General features: G+C 67.2%; 18 protein-coding genes. 2 read left to right on the top strand and 16 right to left on the bottom strand.

The genetic code is table 11. The annotated features are described in order from the left end of the window. Nucleotides 1–29: 29 nt before the first annotated feature. Genes MUG98_RS22545 through MUG98_RS22535 form a run of 3 tightly spaced genes read right to left on the bottom strand, consistent with a single transcriptional unit; the run spans nucleotide 30 to nucleotide 3,465 of the window. Nucleotides 30–530: a DUF7519 family protein gene (locus MUG98_RS22545; protein WP_265109658.1), complete on the bottom strand. Its 501-nt coding sequence runs from the start codon at nucleotides 528–530 to the stop codon at nucleotides 30–32. Beyond that, nucleotides 527–2,563, bottom strand: coding sequence for a DUF58 domain-containing protein (locus MUG98_RS22540; protein ID WP_265109657.1), 2,037 nt, complete (start codon nucleotides 2,561–2,563; stop codon nucleotides 527–529). The genes MUG98_RS22545 and MUG98_RS22540 overlap by 4 nt, the downstream gene beginning before the upstream one ends. Next, the gene (locus MUG98_RS22535) at nucleotides 2,560–3,465 is read right to left on the bottom strand and encodes a DUF4129 domain-containing protein (protein ID WP_265109656.1); all 906 of its coding nucleotides are present in this window, start codon (nucleotides 3,463–3,465) and stop codon (nucleotides 2,560–2,562) included. The genes MUG98_RS22540 and MUG98_RS22535 overlap by 4 nt, the downstream gene beginning before the upstream one ends. 630 nt (nucleotides 3,466–4,095) lie before the next feature. Between MUG98_RS22535 and MUG98_RS22530 the strand changes: the two genes are divergently transcribed. Continuing rightward, nucleotides 4,096–6,744 carry an AAA family ATPase gene (locus MUG98_RS22530; RefSeq protein ID WP_265109655.1) on the top strand — a complete coding sequence of 883 codons (2,649 nt, stop codon included), beginning with the start codon at nucleotides 4,096–4,098 and terminating at the stop codon, nucleotides 6,742–6,744. Nucleotides 6,745–6,772: 28 nt separating this feature from the next. Here the strand turns inward: MUG98_RS22530 and MUG98_RS22525 are convergent, their stop codons facing one another. The 5 genes from MUG98_RS22525 to MUG98_RS22505 form a co-directional block, all read right to left on the bottom strand. Beyond that, nucleotides 6,773–7,681, bottom strand: a complete 909-nt coding sequence (locus MUG98_RS22525) for a transcription initiation factor IIB (protein WP_265109654.1) — start codon at nucleotides 7,679–7,681, stop codon at nucleotides 6,773–6,775. A gap of 215 nt (nucleotides 7,682–7,896) precedes the next feature. After that, nucleotides 7,897–8,235: a hypothetical protein gene (locus MUG98_RS22520; RefSeq protein ID WP_265109653.1), complete on the bottom strand. Its 339-nt coding sequence runs from the start codon at nucleotides 8,233–8,235 to the stop codon at nucleotides 7,897–7,899. Between the two features lie 148 nt (nucleotides 8,236–8,383). Continuing rightward, nucleotides 8,384–9,643 (bottom strand): threonine synthase, encoded by a 1,260-nt coding sequence (thrC, locus tag MUG98_RS22515; RefSeq protein WP_265109652.1) that lies wholly within the window; start codon nucleotides 9,641–9,643, stop codon nucleotides 8,384–8,386. A gap of 47 nt (nucleotides 9,644–9,690) precedes the next feature. Beyond that, entirely contained in the window at nucleotides 9,691–10,113 is a 423-nt protein-coding gene (locus tag MUG98_RS22510; protein WP_265109651.1) for a helix-turn-helix domain-containing protein, read from the bottom strand. Between the two features lie 34 nt (nucleotides 10,114–10,147). Continuing rightward, nucleotides 10,148–10,402: a DUF8001 family protein gene (locus tag MUG98_RS22505; RefSeq protein WP_265109650.1), complete on the bottom strand. Its 255-nt coding sequence runs from the start codon at nucleotides 10,400–10,402 to the stop codon at nucleotides 10,148–10,150. A 131-nt stretch (nucleotides 10,403–10,533) separates the two neighbouring features. Between MUG98_RS22505 and MUG98_RS22500 the strand changes: the two genes are divergently transcribed. Continuing rightward, on the top strand, nucleotides 10,534–11,004 hold the full coding sequence (locus MUG98_RS22500) for a histidine kinase (protein ID WP_265109649.1): 471 nt from the start codon (nucleotides 10,534–10,536) through the stop codon (nucleotides 11,002–11,004). A gap of 367 nt (nucleotides 11,005–11,371) precedes the next feature. On the opposite strand, the gene argF is transcribed toward MUG98_RS22500, so the two are convergent. From argF to argH, 8 genes are all read right to left on the bottom strand, one after another. Beyond that, nucleotides 11,372–12,340, bottom strand: coding sequence for an ornithine carbamoyltransferase (gene argF / locus MUG98_RS22495; RefSeq protein WP_265109648.1), 969 nt, complete (start codon nucleotides 12,338–12,340; stop codon nucleotides 11,372–11,374). Then, a complete protein-coding gene (locus MUG98_RS22490; RefSeq protein WP_265109647.1) occupies nucleotides 12,340–13,449 on the bottom strand; it encodes a [LysW]-lysine hydrolase in 1,110 nt (369 codons plus the stop codon). The genes argF and MUG98_RS22490 overlap by 1 nt, the downstream gene beginning before the upstream one ends. Beyond that, nucleotides 13,446–14,594, bottom strand: a complete 1,149-nt coding sequence (locus MUG98_RS22485) for an aspartate aminotransferase family protein (protein ID WP_265109646.1) — start codon at nucleotides 14,592–14,594, stop codon at nucleotides 13,446–13,448. Before MUG98_RS22485 ends, MUG98_RS22490 begins: the two co-directional genes overlap by 4 nt. Then, entirely contained in the window at nucleotides 14,591–15,466 is an 876-nt protein-coding gene (locus tag MUG98_RS22480; protein ID WP_265109645.1) for an acetylglutamate/acetylaminoadipate kinase, read from the bottom strand. The genes MUG98_RS22485 and MUG98_RS22480 overlap by 4 nt, the downstream gene beginning before the upstream one ends. Before the next feature lies 1 nt (nucleotide 15,467). Further along, nucleotides 15,468–16,544: an N-acetyl-gamma-glutamyl-phosphate reductase gene (argC, locus tag MUG98_RS22475; RefSeq protein ID WP_265109644.1), complete on the bottom strand. Its 1,077-nt coding sequence runs from the start codon at nucleotides 16,542–16,544 to the stop codon at nucleotides 15,468–15,470. After that, complete coding sequence (gene lysX / locus MUG98_RS22470; RefSeq protein WP_265109643.1) at nucleotides 16,544–17,428, bottom strand: lysine biosynthesis protein LysX; 885 nt, start codon at nucleotides 17,426–17,428, stop codon at nucleotides 16,544–16,546. Before lysX ends, argC begins: the two co-directional genes overlap by 1 nt. Further along, nucleotides 17,425–17,589: a lysine biosynthesis protein LysW gene (lysW, locus tag MUG98_RS22465; RefSeq protein ID WP_005554620.1), complete on the bottom strand. Its 165-nt coding sequence runs from the start codon at nucleotides 17,587–17,589 to the stop codon at nucleotides 17,425–17,427. Before lysW ends, lysX begins: the two co-directional genes overlap by 4 nt. Nucleotides 17,590–17,796: 207 nt before the next feature. Beyond that, complete coding sequence (gene argH / locus MUG98_RS22460) at nucleotides 17,797–19,308, bottom strand: argininosuccinate lyase (protein WP_265109642.1); 1,512 nt, start codon at nucleotides 19,306–19,308, stop codon at nucleotides 17,797–17,799.

Raw genomic sequence — 19,308 nt, 5'->3', positions numbered from 1 at the left:
GCCGTTCCCGTTCCCTCGCTCGCCGGGGCTCACTCCCGAACGATCGCCGCGAGGAGCACCACCGACGCGAGGATCAGGAGCAGCAGCGTCGACAGGGGCTGGCCGCCGCCGGCACCCTCGTAGAGCAGATAACCGGCCCCGATCGTGACCGCGCCGACGGCCGCGCTCGCGGCGATGTGGACCAGTTCGAGCCGACGGGTCGACGCCTCCCGCCCGAGTTGTCGTCCGATACCGATCGCCGAGGTTCCCAAGTCCCACGCGAGCACGGCGGCGGCCACGCCCACGAGGGTCGCGCCGACGGTCGCTCCCTGAACGCCCGCGACGAGCGCCGCGACGAACAGGCCAGCACTCCCGAACGTGACCCGCGATCGGGATCCCCTCGTGACGCCCGCGACGAGGACGAGGGTGCCGACGATCCCGACGGCGAGTCCGTACCACGAGTAGCGGCCGCTGGCGATCGTCGCCCCGCCAGCCGCGACACACGACGCGACGCTGCTCAGCCGTGCCGGTGCGCGGTCGATCGGCCTCATCCGTGACGCCCCCTCGCCAGCAGGCCGTCGAGCGAGTCGTCGGGGTCCCAGTCGAGGACCGGGATCCCCCCGCGACGCAGGTCGGTCATCGCTACCGTCCGGTACACTCGCATGAGCCGCTGTCCGGGCGTTCGATCGGCGGTCGGATCGGGGCTGACGACCGTCGTCGCGTGGCCCTCCGCGTCGAACTGGCGGATATTCCGGACCGTCAACCGGTCACAGAGCGGTGAGAAGACGATCAACTGGGCGGCGTCCGGAAGCCGCCGCCTGAGGCGACGTTTCCAGCGCAGCGAGAAGACGGCATCGTCGGGAACCGACGAAAACGCGGGGTCGGCGGCGAAGAGCGTCTGCCCGCGGACCCGATGGTCACGCCCGGCCCCCGGCGGGAGCCAGCAATCCGTCGCGCCCATCGCCGCGACGCCGACGCGATGGCCATCGTCCAGCAGACGGGTGAAGACGCGCCGCGCCGCCGCGACCGATCGATCGACGGCGTGGTCGTCCGGCCCGGGGGAGACATAGGCGGACGACTGGGCGTCGACGACGAGCACGACGGTTGCCGCCCGTTCCTGCCGGAACTCCAGCGTGGCGAGTTCGCCCGTTCGGGCCCGGTGGTGCCAGTCGATCCGGTTCAGCGCGTCGCCGGGCTGGTACCGTCGCGTGGTGTGAAACGCCACGCCGTCACCACCGACGTCCGTCTCGACGGCGCCGGTGTACTGGCTCGCCTGGTCGCGGAGGGGGACCCGTTCCCGCGTCGGGCGGAGCGACGGCACGCAGGTCAGCGCCGACGCCGCCCCGACGAGTACCTCCCGTTCGGTGGTTCCGGGGAGGTTTCGTGTGACGAGGAGCGTCGGCTGAAACTCGTGTCGGCCGCGACGCGCCTCGATCGTGTACGAAAACGTGGTCGATTCACCTCCTCGCAGGGCGGTCCCGTACCGGGGCGAACCGTCGGTGACGGCCAGCGCTTCCGGAACCCCATCTACGACCCGAAGATCGGGAACGAAACGGGACGAGTCGTTGGTGATCGTCACGGTCACCTCGACGTCGTCGCCCGGGTCCGGATCCCCGTCGCTGACCGATCGCTCGACGGACAGCCCGACGGGATCGAACGGAATCGAGCGAGCGTACGCCGCGTAGCCGATACCGACGACCCCCGCGAGGAGGACGGCCGGCTGTTCGGCGAGCAGTCCGACGCCCAGGGCGACGAACGCGACGAGACTGACGCCACGCCAGCGGCGCGTCGATCGTCGGATCCCGTGGTCGGGCTCCGGGCCGGATTCGGGCTGCTCGGCGTCGGCCGTCGTACCCGCCGGTGCTCCACCGCCGTTCGATTCGACGGATGCACCTTGCGAACCGGTCGACGTGATCGGCGTCCCGTCCGACGCGTTCGATCCGGCTGCCCGTCCCCGTGTACCGGACGCTCCGACTGCCTGCCGCACGCGCCGGCGGATCGTGTCGTCGCCGTCGACCCAGTCCGACGTCGGCACGTCCGCGACGGCCGCGATCGCGGTCACGGTGTGGCCAAGATCTCGTTCGTACGGCGATTCGTTCGCCAAGCGGTCCCGGAGTCGTGTGGTGATCCCGCGGGACGCTCTGCCGGTATCGTCCAGGAACGCCGCCGCTCGCGAATCGGACGTCCAGGTGCCGTCGTCGACCCGCTGGCGCGCTTCGGCCTCGGTACAATCGCCGTACCGGGTGAGCACTGCGATCGCTGCCGCTCGCAGCCCCCGTCTGGTCCGCGTGCTGGAGTAGATCGCCCTGGCGGGGAGAAACTGTGTGAGTACGTCGTCGAGGTCGTCGCCAGGAGCCGGTGTCGGTGTCGGAACCTCCGGGTCCGGCGTCGATGCCTGCCTGAGCGCCCCATCCTCGCTCGAGTGACGGACGTAGTAGGCGTAGATGAGGAGCAGCCCGCCAGTGAGGGGAACGGCACCGTCCCCGACCGGTACCGGAAGGGACCCGGGAACGAACATCTCGACGAGGGCCGCGCCGAAGAGCGAGAGTCCAACACCGAGACGGAGGCGGTGCCGACCGATCATTCGTCGTCGGCCCCGTACGCCCGTTCGATTCGGCGGAAGACGCGAACCGCGCGCCGTTCCCGATCGTCGGTCGGACTGTACTCCCCGTACCGAACGTCCTCGAACAGCCGCGTGAGTTCCCGGACGTCGTCGGGGTCCATCCCCGCGTCCGCGGCGACGGTCGCGAACTCCCGCGGCGTGGTCGTCTCGGGGCGGGACACGTCGAGCAGCGAGGTCATCTCCTGCCAGGCCCGGACGACGTCGTTGTCGACGTCGTCACCGCGCTCGATCCGGTCCGCCGCTCGTCCCGCTGCACGGCCGATCGCTGCCCGGTCGGTGTCGTCGGACCCGGTGTCATCGGCCGGATCGATCGATCCCGCTCCCGGGGTCGACGATCGAGCGATCACGAAGATCATCCCGAGTACCGCGACCGTGAGGACGAAGAGTGCGGCGAACGGGAGCGAGGTCGTGTCACCGAACCCCGTCGTCCCGTCCCCGCCACCGCCACCGTAGCCACCGTTGCCCATCGGCTCGCTGGCCGGTCCACCCGGCACCGCCGACAGGTCCCCCAGGAAAGTAAACAGTACCACCAGCAGGCCGACGAGCGCGGCGATTCCGACGGCCACCGGAACGAGTCCCCGCCAGTTGCGGACGGCGTAGACGAGCAGGACGAGGGCCGCGAGGAGCAAGAGAACCGCGACCAACTCCTCCACGAGCGGGACCTCGAACGCGTCGATCGGCCGTTCGTCCGGTGGCGGTGTCCCGAATCCAGGCCCCGTTCCCTCACCGGCACCACCCTCGCCACCGTCTCCGCCGACGCCGCTCTCCGGATCGACGGTCGACGGAAGTGTCGCCGCTGCCAGTGCGACCGCGAGGACGCCGACGGCTGCGACCACGGCGCCGATACCGGTGCGTCGGTCCACACCCTCACATCGTCGTCGTCTTGTTTATCGATTCCGAAAATCGAAGCACGATTACAGGATCGCCGCTGGCCAGAGCGGCGGAGACGTCGCGGGGACCGGAGTACCCAAAATACATTGGCTATAGATACATACACGAGTACCTGAAAGAGTCGACCGGCCACGCGAACGACGGAAGGGGATACAGAACACGGCGTGGACATCGCCAGCCCGACGCGTCAGACGATCGCCGGTACGGCGATCACCACCCGGTTGTTCGACGTGGCCGAACCGCCCGACTAGATCGGAAGCCACACTGCTCCCGCCATAGCTACCGGGGGCCTCTTTACACACGCTATCGGTCCTCACGCAGGACCGATCGGCGATCCGCACACGGTCGTCGATTGACCGATCAAATCCGACACGGTGGCGACGCTGGGCGAGTGTCGGCTACGGCGACGGGTCGATCGTCCAGCTGGTGACGAAGGCGACGGACCGATCGTCAATAGCACGATCGGGTGCGAGCACGGCCACGCTCACGGCGCAATCGGGGGTAACGCAACGCCGTCCGCAGCGCGGTCGCCCGTTCCCGGACGACCACTTCCACTCCCCTTTGCCACCATTTATACCCGATGCGGTCCGTACAACAGTGCAATGGCGCAAGCGGGCAATTCTGAACTCGTCGATTCCTTCGAGCAGTTCTTCCGCAACTACTACGACAGCGATATCAAGCAGCTTGCGCAGCGTTACCCCAACGAACAGCGATCGCTCCACGTCGACTGGCAGGACCTCTACCGGTACGATCCCGACCTCGCCGACGACTTCATCAACCAGCCGGAACAGCTCCAGCGCTACGCCGAGGAGGCGCTGCGACTGTACGACCTCCCGATCGACGTCAGCCTCGGCCAGGCCCACGTCCGGGTAACGAACCTCCCGGAGACCGAGTCGCCCGAGATCCGGGACATCCGCGCCCGGGACATGAACTCCCTCGTACAGGTGCGCGGGATCGTCCGGAAAGCCACCGACGTCCGCCCGAAGATCGAGGAAGCCGCCTTCGAGTGCCAGCTCTGTGGCACGCTCACCCGCGTTCCCCAGTCCAGCGGGGACTTTCAGGAACCCCACGAGTGTCAGGGCTGTGAACGACAGGGGCCCTTCCGGGTGAACTTCGACCAGTCGGAGTTCGTCGACTCCCAGAAGCTCCGCATCCAGGAGAGTCCCGAGGGCCTGCGCGGCGGCGAGACGCCCCAGTCGCTGGACGTCCACGTCGAGGACGACATCACCGGCGAGGTCACCCCCGGCGATCACGTCTCCGCGACCGGCGTCCTCCGGCTCGAACAGCAGGAGAACCAGGGCGAGAAGAGCCCCGTCTTCGACTTCTACATGGAGGGGATGTCGGTCGAGATCGACGAAGAGCAGTTCGAGGACATGGACATCAGCGACGAGGACAAGAAGCAGATCTACGAGATTTCCAACCAGGACGACGTCTACGAGCAGATGGTCGCCTCGATCGCGCCCTCGATCTACGGCTACGATCAGGAGAAACTCGCGATGATTTTGCAGTTATTCTCGGGCGTGACCAAGCAGTTGCCCGACGGATCGCGAATCCGCGGCGACCTGCACATGCTCCTGATCGGTGATCCGGGTACTGGCAAATCGCAGATGCTAGGCTATATCCAAAATATCGCTCCTCGCGCCGTCTACACCTCCGGCAAGGGATCGTCGTCGGCCGGTCTCACGGCCGCCGCCGTTCGCGACGACTTCGGCGACGGCCAGCAGTGGACCCTCGAAGCCGGCGCGCTCGTCCTCGCCGATCAGGGGATCGCGGCGGTCGACGAACTCGACAAGATGCGATGTGTGACGAGTGAAACAGTCGTCGAATTAGCCGATGGCTCGAACATTCCTATCGGAGACATAGCTCAACAGGCAGCAATTCATGGCGAAATCGAACCGCTCAGCAACGGACGAACAATCCGTGATATCGACGTCTCTGTCCGGACGATGACCAACTCCGGAACGATCGTCGAACGACCGGTAACCGCCGTTCACCAGTACGAGGCACCTTCTGAACTGATCGAAGTCATCACGAAAGACGGAAACCGACTTCGATCGACGCCCGATCATCCGTATTTCGTTCATCAACAGGGTAACATCGTCGAACGACAAGCAGAAGATCTCACGATCGGAGACCAGACGCTCGTACCACGTGGCCAAGATACGATCGCAGCAGACGGCGGCATCGGAACCAGCAATCCAGCACCCGACGCACATCTTCGCAACGTCGAGCACTCGGAGATTGCCGACGTTCGACGGATCGACAACAGTGACTGGGACTACGTCTACGATCTCACCGTCGAAGGAACCCATAATTTCATCGCCAACGGCATGGTCGTTCACAATTCCGAGGACCGATCGGCCATGCACGAGGCCTTAGAACAGCAGAAAATCTCCGTCTCCAAGGCGGGTATCAACGCGACCCTCAAGTCCCGTTGTTCGCTCCTCGGCGCCGCGAACCCCAAGTACGGCCGGTTCGATCACTACGAGCCGATCAGCGAGCAGATCGACCTCGAACCCGCCCTCATCTCCCGGTTCGACCTGATCTTCACCGTCACCGACCAGCCCGACGAGGAGAAAGACCGCAACCTCGCGGAACACATCATCACGACGAACTACGCGGGCGAGTTGACCACCCAGCGCGAGGAAATGGCCTCCCTCGAGGTCAGTACGGACGAGATCGCGGAGATGACCGACCAAGTCGACCCCGAGATCGACGCCGAACTCCTGCGCAAGTACATCGCCTACGCGAAACAGAACTGCCATCCGCGGATGACCGAAGCGGCCCGCAACGCGATCCGGGACTTCTACGTCGACCTCCGATCGAAGGGGACAGACGAGGACGCGCCGATTCCCGTCACCGCCCGGAAACTCGAGGCGCTGGTACGGCTCTCGGAGGCCAGCGCCCGGGTGCGCCTCTCCGATACCGTCGAGGAACACGACGCCAACCGCGTCATCGAGATCGTTCGGTCGTGTCTGCAGGACATCGGCGTCGACCCCGAGACGGGCGAATTCGACGCGGACATCGTCGAGGCCGGCACCTCGAAGTCCCAGCGCGATCGGATCAAGAACCTCAAGGGGCTCATCAGCGACATCGAGGAGGAGTACGACGAGGGTGCGCCGGTCGACATCGTCATGGAGCGCGCCGAGGAGATCGGCATGGATCAGTCCAAGGCCGAACACGAGATCGAGAAACTCAAACAGAAAGGCGAGGTCTACGAGCCGAGTACGGACAACCTCCGGACGACGTGAGCCGGGAGGATCGTCCGATCGCAGTCCATCAGTCCACGCCGAGTTCCGTCAGCGTCGTCGCCGTCGATCGGATCGTCACCGGGGCGACGTCGGCGACCTCCGCCGCGGCGGCCTGGGTGACCGACGACCACGCCTCGCGCTCGTTGGCGGCCCGGTAGAGACAGGCCGCCGCGACGCCGCTCGGGTTGCGGCCGCCGATCGCGCGGGCCTCGAGCAGGGTCTCGACGTGCTCGCGGGCCCGCCGTTCGACGGCCGGTTCGAGGTCGAGTTCCGAGGCGTAGCGCGGCAGGTACTGCGCGGGATCGATCGGACCGGTCGGCAGACCGAGGTCGCGGTTCAGCGCGTCGTAGGCGGCGGTGAGTTCGTCGGCGTCGGCGCGCGCGACGGTCGTAATCTCGTCGATCGTGCGGGGGATCGATCGCGTTCGACAGGTCGCGTAGATCGCCGCGGCGGCGAATCCCTCGAGCGAGCGCCCCTGAAACAGCCCTTCCGACTGCGCCGAGTCGAACAGGGCACAGGCCTGCTCCCGAATCGACTCGTCCAGCGAGAGTCGAGCGGTGATGCGTTTGATCTCGGTGAAGCCGTAGGCCTGATTCCGATCGGCCTTCGTCGCGATGCGTGCCCGGTTGTGCTCCCGCCGGAGCCGAACGATCTGGCGGCGCTTCCGACCCGTGAGCCGCGTCCCGGATCCGAAATCGGTGCCGGTGCCGTACCCGATCTCGGTCGAGAGGCCGCGATCGTGTCGCGAGCGGGTCAGCGGCGCACCGGTCCGGCGGGGATCGGTGTCGTCGTCGTCGAACGAGCGCCACTCGGGGCCGCGATCGATCGCGTCTTCGTCGCAGACGAGTCCGCAGTCCTCGCAAACGTTCTCCGTCTCCGTGCGTCGAACTCTGCCGCTACACTCGGGACAGACTGGGAAAGACTCCGCGTTCTCCATCGATAATCAGTATCTCTCATGCTGTTTGAACCCCGCTATCGTATTTAAACTGTAGGATTTTTGTCGAAATAAACGGGTGGGTCCCCCGGCCGCCCTGTGCGAACGACCGGGAGCAGAGATGGCGAGAGAGGGTGGAACACCCGCTCGTGAACGAACGTAGCAGCGGAGAGCTGGCAACGGCGAACTGGCAGTGAGAAACCGGTCGCCGGCGGTGCCTACCGGCGCTCGGGAACCAGGTGTCGGACGGTGTCGAGGACGCCGTCGACGGTCCAACGCGACGCGTCGCTGGAACACTGCTGCTCTTCGAGCTGGAGTTCGTACTGCCCGACGATCGCCTGTCGGCGGCACTCGCTCGCCACGAGTTCGCGCTCGAGGGCGGCGACCTGTGCGCGCAGGCGGACGCGTTCGATGCGAGAGGCCATCGGGCTCCCCCGTTCGGTAGTCGTCACGTCGATCGACGGCGTCGCGGGAGCCGAGAATGCGGGGTCGGGGCTGATTCGAGTGCGGGTCGACTCGCGGGTGCGGGGATCGCCGGATCGTTGCTCGGCGGACATGGCTACACCGGCAACGGAGGACGCCAAAAAACCCAGTCAGTCGGGCGTCAGACGCCGCAGACGGGCGTCAGACGCCGCAGACGGGCGTCGGACGCGCAGCAGACTACGTCGCCGACGCCCCGTCACGGTTCGCCCGATCGGACCGAGTTCAGCCCTGTAGGTACTCGATGACGCCTTGCGTATCGGCTGGCACCGGTTCGGGATCGCTCCCCGCAGCGGCGGCGGCGTCGGGGTCCTTGAGCAGGTGGCCCGTCGTCAGGCAGGCGACGCGCTCGTCGTCGTCGACGATCCCCTGGGCGCGAAGTTTGCGCAGGCCGGCTGCTGAAGCCGCGGACGCGGGTTCGACGCCGATCCCTTCCTGGGCGAGGTCGCGCTGGGCGTCGGTGATCTCCTCGTCGGTGACCGCGATCGCCGTCCCGCCGGTCTCGCGAATGCCGGGGAGGGCCTTCGGTGCGTTGACCGGGTTCCCGATCCGGATCGCCGTCGCCCGCGTCTCCACGTCGTCCCAGCGCCGGACCTCGTCGGCTCCGTTCTCGATCGCCTCGACCATCGGGGCCGCACCCTCGGCCTGCACGCCGGTCAGTTTCGGCACGTCGTCCTCGTCGAGTTCGCCCGCCTGGACGAGTTCCCGGAACGCCTTGTACAGCGCCGAGGTGTTGCCCGCGTTGCCGACCGGCAGGACGATCCGGTCCGGGAACGCTCCGTAGTCGTCGCGGAATCCCTCGAGGATCTCGAGGCCGATCGTCTTCTGGCCCTCCAGTCGGAAGGGATTCAGCGAGTTCAGCAGGTAGGCCTCGCCCCGTGCCGCGAGTTCCTGGACGATGTCGAGGCAGGCGTCGAAGTTGCCGTCGACCTCGAGGATGCGCGCGCCGTGGAGGCTCGCCTGGGCGATCTTCCCCGCCGCGACCTTGCCGGCGGGCAGGAGGACGAGCGTCTCCATCCCGCCGCGGGAACCGTAGGCCGCGAGCGCCGCGCTGGTGTTGCCAGTCGAGGCACACGCCAGCCGATCGACGCCGAGTTCCTTCGCGACGGCAACGCCGACGGTCATGCCGCGGTCCTTGAACGAGCCGGTCGGGTTCATCCCCTCGTGTTTGATCCGCAGGGTTTCGACCCCGATATCGTCCTCGAGTCGGGGGACCTCGTACAGCGGGGTCGCACCCTCCTGGGTCGTCACGCCCTCCTCGAACGGGAGCGCGTCGGCGTAGCGCCAGACGCCCTCGCCCGCGAAGTCGTCGAACGTCGGTAGCTCCGCGTATCGGACCTCGAGCAACCCGCCACACTCGTCACAGGTGTAGCGAACGTCGTCGAACGGCGCGAACGTGCCAGTGCACTCGATGCACTCGAGCCAGACGCCGTCGTCGGCGTCGGCCGGCGGCTCCGGCTGGGGAGCGGCAAGGCTGAGACTCATTGTCGAGCGGGAGGAGGCGAGGGACAAAAAGCACGCGGATTCGACGGTTACTCGCCGGTGGTCTCGGGGCCGGTCCCGGCCCCGGTCTCGCTCGATCCGCCGTCGAACTCGTCGATCACGTCGTGGACCGTCGCCGTCCAGGCGTCGAGTGCCTCGTGGAGGATCTCCTTGGCCTCGGGGAGCGCGACGGCCGTGTACTGGTAGACGTAGCCCCCACCGTCCAGCAAGCGCCGTTCCCGGCGAACGAGCCCTCGCTCGTGAAGCGTCGACAGTGCGCGGTTGACCGTACTCCGGTCGCGGTCGAGGGCAGCCGCCAATTCCTCGATCGTGCTGCCGGGGAACTCACACAGCACGAGATACGTTCGCGTTTCGTGGTCCTCGATCCCGAAGACGCAGCTCATCACCTTCTCGAACTGTGGGTTCGAATCCTCCAGTAACTCGCCGAGTCGGTGTCGGGGTTCGCTCGCCATACGCTACGTAGGGACTCCTGGCTCAAAGAACTGCTCACCCCGATTCCGGCGACTGATCGCTGGCGTATCCCATCTTCTGCACGCAGGTTCGCATCTCGCGCTCGCTCTCGTGACGGTGCAGCCTCGTCGGCGTGTCGCAGTAGTACACCGAGCCGTCGTACCGTAGCGTCACCTCGTGGTCCGTACCGAGCATCGTCGTCGTGACCACGATCCGCCGGCCGTTCTGCAGGGCGTCGAGAATCGCATCCTCCGCGAGTTCTCCCGCCTCGATCCGAAGGGGGTCCGCCATCGATTCGAACTGGGTTCGCCTGTTCAAAGAGCCTTTGTGTCCACGCGGGTCGGGATTCTGTCTTCGGCGGCTGTGTACGATCGATGCCCGACCGGGATACTGCTACACGCACCCGTACGGTATGCCCCCACATGGCATCGGAAGTACGAACGCGAACGGACGAACGGCTCGGAACAGCACTCGAACCCTGGCAGGCGGGGACCGTCGGCGGGATCGTCGGCGCGATCGTCTTCGGTGCGATGATGGCGATACAGACGCCCGCAGTCATCGAGATGGCGATCCCCTCGATGTACGGTCTCGAAGGCGGCCTCGCGGGAATGATCGTTCACGTGTCACACGGTGCCGTCCTGGGCGTCGTCTTCGCGGCGGCGCTCGCGGCTGCGGGGCGAACCGACGTCGGACCGCTCGGAGCCACTGCTGCCGGTCTCGGCTACGGACTGGTCGTGTGGGCGATCCTCGCCGTCGTCGTGATGCCGATCTGGCTCTCGGCAGTCGGCTTCGCGATGGCACCCGCAGTACCGAACGTCGCCGTCGAGAGTCTCATCGGTCACGCCGCGTACGGACTCGTCCTCGGGGCCACCTACGCGGTGCTGGCGCGATAGACCCGAACCGAAAAAGGGTATCCGCAACCCCCTGGTCGACAGCCGATACCTCCGTTTCCCCCCGTGCCCGCCTACACCAGATACAGTGCGATCAGCGCCGCTGGCCCCAACAGCATGAGGAGTACGGCGAGCAGCAGTCTGAACGGCATGCTGCTACTGCCGCTTCGACAGGTCCCTATTTGATTTCACCCGATCGTTCGCTTCGTGGGACAGTTATAGGCACCACTAAAGACAACGTTTCGACACGAAAAACGGCTCGTTTACCGGCACACGGCGCGGCCCGGGGCGACGATGCGCCGTGACGCGGCGCCGATCGCTCACCATCACGAACGTCCGTCAGTCGAGCGCCGAAAAGCCGATCGACTTACTACTCGAGCAGCCAACTCAATAGCGCCTTCTGGGCGTGAAGCCGGTTCTCGGCCTGGTCGAAGACGACCGATCGATCGCTCTCGATGACGTCGTCGGTGATCTCCTCGCCGCGGTGGGCCGGCAGGCAGTGCATGACCGACGCCCCGGGCGCGTGTTCGAGGAGGTCCGAACAGACCTGGAACCCCTCGAAGTCGTTCATCCGGACGTCGCGTTCGTCCTCCTGGCCCATACTGATCCAGACGTCGGTGTAGATGATGTCCGCGTCCGTAGCAGCTTCGACGGGATCGTGCGTAACTGTCGGATCGGCGCCGAGACCGCGGGCGCGATCGAGTACGTCGTCGTCGATCCCGTACCCCTCGGGCGTCGCGACCGTCAGGTCGATGTCCGTCAGCGCGGCACCGACGGTAAACGACTGGGCGACGTTGTTCCCGTCGCCGATCCAGGCGACCGACACACCGTCGAAGCCGCTGTTCGACGCGCCTCCGGACGGTTCACTCCCGGAACGCTCCTCGAACCCGCCCTCCTGCTCGCGGATCGTCAGCAGGTCGGCGAGCGTCTGGCAGGGATGGGCGTCGTCGGTGAGGCCGTTGACGATCGGCACCGACGAGTACTCCGCGAGCACCTCGATGTTCTCGTGTTTGAACACCCGGGCCATCACCGCATCGACGTACCGCGAAAGCGTACGCGAGGTATCCTTCAGCGGCTCGCCGCGGCCGAGCTGGATGTCGTCTTCCCCCAGGAAGACGGCGTGGCCGCCGAGCTGGGTCATTCCCGTCTCGAAGGACACCCGCGTCCGCGTGCTCGGCTTCTGGAAGATCATGCCGAGCGTCTGCCCCGCGAGATCGGGGTGGTCCTCGCCGGCCTGCTGGGCGCGTTTGTACGCCGCGGCCCGATCGAGGACGGTCTCGAGTTCGTCCGTCGAGAGGTCGTCGATTTCGAGGAAGTGACGGACGTCGCCGGACGACATCACTCGTCACCTCCGCGCAACGTCGTCGCGACCCGCGTCAGGACCGCGACCGACTGGTCGAATTCCGCGAGCGAGAGCCGTTCGTCCGGCGCGTGATCGAGTTCGGAGTTGCCCGGGCCGTAGGTAACCATCGGACAGTCCCACGCGCCTGCGTAGAGGTTCATGTCGCTGGTGCCGGTCTTGCGGAGGAGTCGAGGATCGCCGCCTTCCTTCCGGATCGCGGCCCGGAACGCCCGGGCGACTTCGGTCCGCGGGCTCTCCATGACCGGCGGGATCGGCTCCGCCCAGGAGACGGTCCCGATCTCGAGTTCGGCTTCGGCGGTCTCGCGGACCGTCTCGGCGTCGAGGGACGGCGGAATCCGTAACTGGACGTCCAGCGTCGTCTCGACGGAGAGGCCATCCTCGCTGATCCCGCCGTCGATCGCGACGGGTTTGGCGGTCACGCGCTCGAAGACGGGCGTGTACTCGTCGTGTTCGAACGCGTCCTCGACGGTCGTCCACCAGTTCGTCGCGTGCTGGATCGCGTTGGGTTCCGGCCGCGAGGTGTGGCCGGATTCGCTGGTCGCGACGTAGGTGCCCGCGAGGAAGCCGCGGTAGCCGAGCGTGATCCCCGTCGCGCCGCTCGGTTCGCCGTTGACGACCGCCTCGGGTTCCTCGCGGTCCGCGACGAGATGGCGTGCGCCGCGTGAGTTCGTCTCCTCGCCGACGACGCCGACGAAGGAGACGCCCGTGCGAACGGCTGCGGCGGCCATCGCGGCCAGCGGGCCGGTCGCGTCGACGCTGCCCCGGCCCCGGAGGACGTCAACGCCCGTCTCGTCGGCGACGTCGGCAGCCACGTCGTCTTCGTCGGCCGGCTCCACCTCGACCGGGATCTCGCCGGGGACGGTGTCGACGTGGGAGGTTAGCAGGACCGAATCGTCGGCTGGCGCGCGAACGTTGCCGACCTCGTCGATCCACGCCTCGCGGCCGTAGGCCTCGAAGAACTCGACGAGTCGCCCTGCTGCGTCGGCTTCCTCGTCCGACGGCGACGGGATCGACACGAGGTCGATCAGCAACTGCCGGGCGGTCACGGCCGAGACGTCGGCTGTGTCCTTCATCGTCGCGCTCATGATTCGGACTCGGCTTTCGGTGCGAGGACGTCCGCCAGTGCGGCGACCACGTCGTCCGCGTGACGCTCTTCGAGGACGAGCGGCGGGAGCAGACGCACGACGCTCCGACCGGCCGGCAACGCGAGCACCTGCTGCTCGAGCGCGAGGTCTCGCAGCACGCGGTTCGCACCGCGTTTGACCTCGACGCCGATCATCAGCCCCTCGCCGCGGATATCTCGGATCGGGACGTCGAGCGCCGCGAGTTCGGTCTGCAGGTAGTCACCGATCGCGGCGGCGTTGCCCGGCAGGTCCTCCTCGACGACGACGTCGAGCGTGGCGTTCGCTGCCGCGGCGACGACCGGGTTGCCCGAGAACGTCGAGCCGTGCGGGCCCGCGTTTTCGGCGATCCAGTCCGCACAGAGCGTCGCGCCCATCGGCAGGCCGCTGGCGACGCCCTTCGCCGTCGTCACGACGTCGGGCGTGACCCCGTAGCCCTCGCAGGCCCAGAGGTCGCCCGTCCGGCCGATCCCGGTCTGGATCTCGTCGAAGACCAGCGCCGAACCGGTTTCCTCGGTGATCTCGCGGGCCGCCGCGAGATAGCCCTCCGGGGCGGGGTGGATGCCGCCCTCGCCCTGGATCGGTTCGAGGATGACGGCCGCTGTCTCGTCGTCGACCGCGTCCGCGAGTTCGTCCTCGTCGCCGTAGGTGACGAACTCGACCTGGTCTTCGAGCAACGGCTCGAACGGCTTCTTGTACTTGGGTTTCCAGGTCGCCGAGAGCGTCCCCATCGTGCGCCCGTGGAAGGCACGCTTCGCGGCGACGATCTTCGTCCCGCCCGTCGCACTGCGGGCGAACTTCAGCGCGGCTTCGTTGGCCTCGGTCCCGGAGTTACAGAGCCAGACGTTGTCGATCGAGCCCGGGGCGAGCGCCCCCAGTTTCTCGTGGAGAGTGGTCCGCGATTCGACCGGATACGATCCCTGTACGTAAAGCAGGTCGGCGGCCTGGTCCTGGACCGCCGCGACCACGTCCGGGTGACAGTGGCCCGTCGGCGTGCAGGCGTAGCTCGCGCCCATGTCCAGGTACTCGGTGCCGTCCTCCGCGACGAGGGTCGCGCCCTCGCCCGACTCGATGCTGATCGGTTTCTCCGAAAAGACGAATCCGCTCATTGCTCTGGAACCTCCGTTTCCGCGCGGTCGTCCGCGTCGTCGGCGACCGCGCCGGGTTCGATCGTCGTGCCCTCGCCTGCGAGCGCGCTCGTGATCGGGGCGTCGGCGTTCGCCGAGGCGACGATCACCGAGGCCGCGCCGCCCTCGAGGGCCTCCTCGGCGGCCATCACCTTCTTCGTCATGAACCCTTCCGCGGCGTCCTCGACGGCCGCGAACTCCTCGGGGGTCGACGCCGAATCGATCTTCGTGGACTCGTCGTCGGGGTCCTCGTAGATTCCCGAGACGTCGGTGAGGACGACCAGATCGGCTGCCAGCGCGCCGGCGATTGCGGCGGCGGCCCGATCGGCGTCGGCGTTGACGGCGGTGTAGCCGCCGTCCTTCTCCCTCCCGAGCACCGGAACGGAGACGACGGGCGTGTAACCGCCCGCGAGGGTCGTCTCGAGCAGGTCCGCGTTGACCGACTCGATCGTCCCCGAGTGGTCGCCGCGCTTGATCTTCTTCTTGCCGTCCTCCTCGACGCGGACGGCCGACTTGCGCTTGCCCTCCAGCAGTTTGCCGTCGGTGCCGGAGAGGCCGACAGCGTTCACACCCTCGTTGTGCAGGCTCTCCACAAGATCGGTGTTGAGCTTGCCCGGCATCACCATCTTGAAGACGTCCATGGTGCGTTCGTCGGTAAAGCGCCCGACGACGCCGCCGGGCGTCTCGACGTACGTGGGGTCCTCGCCGAGTTCGTCGAGGGTCTCGTCGACGGCGGTCGAGCCGCCGTGGGTGAGCACGACGTCTTCACCGTCTTCGACCAGCGAGGCGACGTCCGCGAGTGCGCCCTCCGGATCGACGGCGCGAGCGCCGCCGATCTTGACTACGACCGTCATCTCAGGGCGCCCCCACGGGGTGTAACCCCGTGAATTCGAGTCCGGCCGTCTCCTCGAGACCGAGCGCGACGTTGGCCGCGTGGACCGCCTGGCCCGCCGATCCCTTCATCATGTTGTCGATCGCCGAGAAGACGACGATCCGCTTGTTCGAGGGGTCGAGTTCGAAGCCGACCTCGGCGAGGTTGGTCCCCGCGACCGCCTTGGGTTCGGGGTAGCGGTAGACGCCGGAGCCGCCGGCGGCCATCCGGACGAACGGCTCGTCCTCGTAGCAGTCGCGGTAGGCCCCCCAGAGATCGCCCTTCGAGACCGGCCCCGATGGGAAGACGTGACTCGTCGCGCTGGCGCCGCGAACCATATCCACGGCGTGACACGTGAACGCGACGCTCGTCCCGAGGAACTGCTCGATCTCGGCCTCGTGACGGTGGCCCGTCGGCGCGTAGGGACGGACCACGCCCGATCGCTCCGGGTGGCTCGAGGCCTCGCCGCCGCCGGCGCCGCCTTCGGAGGAGCCGACCTTGACGTCGACGACGACCTGCTCACCGCCCTCCAGGAGATCGTGCTCGAACAGCGGGTAGAGCCCGAGGATCGTCGCGGTGGCGTTACAGCCGCCGCCGGCGATCAGTTCGGCACCCTCGAGGTTGTCGCGGTTGATCTCGGGGAGCGCGTACTCGGCCGTTTCGAGGTACTCGGGCGCGTCGTGGCCGTCGTACCACTCGTCGTACTGGGCCTCGCTGTCGAGGCGGAAGTCCGCCGAGAGGTCCACGACCGTATCGGCAATCTCGAAAAAGTCGTCGACCCGTCCCATCGAGACGCCGTGTGGCGTCGCCGCGAACAGGACGTCGACGCTCGCCAGGTCCTCGGGTTCGGTAAACCGCAGGTCCGTCCCCCGCAGCGGCGGGTGGACGGAGCCGACGCTCTTGCCGGCCTTCGATCGGCTGGTCACCTCGACCAGTTCGAAGTTCGGGTGGCCTGCAAGCAGACGAAGCAGTTCGCCGCCCGTGAAGCCCGAGCCGCCGATGACGGTCGCGGTGACGGTCTCGGCGTTCTCGTCGGCGCTGACGTCGGTTCCGACCGCCATCAGGCCGTCACCTCCAGCTGTTCGTCCGCCGCGTCGGCGGCCTTCTCCTCGAGCCAGTCGACGACGGTGCCGGCGACGTCGGTGTCGACCGCGCCGTCGAGCGCCTTGAACTCGACCGTGTGGTTGACCTCGTGGACGGTGTACGAATCACCCGTCTCCATGAGGTCGACGCCCAGGAGACCACCGCCGACGGCGTCGCTGGCCTTCTGGACCAGTTCTTTCGCCTCGTCGTCGAGTTCGAACACCTCGGTTTCGGCACCCTTGGCGGCGTTCGTGATCCAGTGGTCCGACGAGCGGACCATCGCGGCGATCGGTTCGCCGTCGGTCGCGAGCACGCGGATGTCGCGGCCGGGCTTCTCGACGAACTCCTGGACGTAGAACACCTTGTGCTCGTAGTGGCCGAGGGTGGCCTTGTGCTCCAAGATCGCCTCGGCGGCGTCCGGCGAATCGATCTTGGCCATCAGGCGGCCCCACGATCCGACGACGGGTTTGAGCACGCACGGGTAGCCGAAGTCCTCGATCGCCTCCATCGCGGTCTCTTTCGTGAACGCGACTTTCGTCGCGGGCGTGGGCACGCCCGCCTGCTCGAGTGCGAGGCTGTTCTTCACCTTGTCCGCACAGATCTCGGCCGTCTCGTGGCTGTTGACCACGGGGATGCCGTACGCCTCGAAGAATTTCGTGGCGTACAGGCTCCGACTCGTGGCGAGACAGCGATCGACGACGAGATCGAGGTTCGCGAACTCCTCGGGGGTCTCGCCGACGTCGAACTCCTGTTTGCGGACGTCGATCTTCACGACCTCGTGGTCGCGCTCGCGAAGTTCGTTGAGCAGGAGCTTCTCGTCCTTGCGGATCCGGGAGTAGAGGATTCCTACTTGCAAGGTCACTCACCCCAGTCCTCTTCGAGCTCCGGGGCTCGCTCGAGGACTGGCGGCTCAGTGTCGACGACTTCCAGTTCGGCACCGCAGGTCGTACAGTCAACGATCTCTCCCACTTCCAGATCGTCGTGCAGGGACACTTCTGCCCCACACTCGACGCATTCGGTCATTGTACCTGCAACTGGGAGCCGGTATCCCTTAAATCCTTCGAACCTAACAGCAAAATTATACTATCGACACCGTTGTCTAACGGTGCAAAAGTGCGTTTTTCCGGCAGATTTTGTTTGATATATCACGTATCAAGTAATTTGTCCCCTCGCGGGGACGGCGGTCGCGGCGGCCGCGGCAGCGGTGTTACCGGGAAGGAGCGTCCGACCTCACACATACCCGTTCACCTCCTCGCGAAGCGCCTCGTGGGCCGTCTCGAGTGCCTCGCTCGTCACCGCGAGCGTCTCCTCGTCGGCCGCGAGCGCATCGCGCGCCGCCTCGATCTGGTCGGCAACGGCCCCGGGAGCGGGGCCGCCCTGCGAGTCCCGACTCGCGACGCTTTCGGCGGGATCGAGCGCGTCCGCGACGGCAGCGGGGTCGACGTAGTTCTCGAGTGGCTCGCCGAGAATCTCCTCGGCGGCGGCCTCGATCGCGTCGTAGTCGGCGCCGTTCTCTGCAGCCACTGCGACCACCTCGTGTGCCGTCCGGAACGGCAGTCCGTTCGCGGCCAGCAGATCGGCGACGCCGGTCGCCGTCGAGAACCCCGCGCCGGCTTCGGCGGCGAGGGACTCCTCGTTCCAGTCGGCCGTCGCCACTGCACCCGCAGCGACCTCGCTGGCCTCCGTCACCGCGTCGACGGTCTCCCAGGCGTGGGTCGTCGCCCGCTGGAGGTCGCGGTTGTACGCGCGGGGCAGTCCCTTGAGCGTCGTCGTCAGCCCCTGGACGCCCCCGGCCGCGTCGCCCGCGACCGCACGCACCAGTTCCAGCGTGTCGGGATTCTTCTTCTGGGGCATGATCGACGACGTCGACGAGTAGTCGTCCGCGAGGTCGACGAAGCCGCGGTTCACGAAGACGATCACGTCCTCCGCCAGCCCCGAGAGCGTCGTCGCGTGCGTCGACAGCGCCTGGACGGTCTCGAGCAGGAAGTCCCGGCTCGCGGCGGCGTCCATCGAGTTCGCTACCACGCCATCGAAGCCGAGGAGTTCGGCAGTGCGCTCGCGATCGATCTCGAACGTCGTCCCCGCGAACGCGGCGCCGCCGAGGGGCGACTCGTTGATCCGATCGTACGCCTCGAGCAGCCGCGCCGCGTCGCGACGGACGGCTCCCTCGTAGGAGAGCGCCCAGTGGGCGACCGTGATCGGCTGGGCGGGCTGGAGGTGCGTGTAGCCGGGCATGATCGTCTCCCGGTGGTCGTCGGCCACCCCGATCAGGGACTCGCGCAACGCGATCGTCGTCTCGATCGCAGCGAGGACGTCCTCGCGAAGGCGGTAGCGGATGCAGGCCGCGACCTCGTCGTTGCGCGAGCGCGCGGTGTGCATCTTCCCCCCGTCGGGGCCGATGCGCTCGATGACTGCCGTCTCGATCGCCTCGTGGACGTCCTCGCCGTCGGGCAGGGCGTCGTGGCCGTCAACCTCGATGGCGTCCAGCGCGGTCAGGATCGCGCCCGCGGCGTCGTCCTCGACGACGTCCTGTTCGGCGAGCATGACGGTGTGGGCTCGATCGACCTCGAGGTCGGCCTCGAAGATTCGCCGATCGGCCGCGAGCGAGGAGAGGAAGCTCCGGGCGGGGCCGCCGCTGAAGCGGTCCCGACGGACGACGCCCTCGTCGCCGCCATCAGTGCGCAGGGCCGTCTCGTCCGCTGCTGGCACGCGATCGCCGTCGTGAGCGCTCTCCTCGGTCAT

Origin of the sequence: Halosolutus halophilus (assembly GCF_022869805.1) — an archaeon.
GTDB lineage: Archaea > Halobacteriota > Halobacteria > Halobacteriales > Natrialbaceae > Halosolutus > Halosolutus halophilus.
The sequence above is the reverse complement of the archived record's forward strand: the minus strand, read 5'-3'. Positions and strand labels throughout refer to the sequence as shown.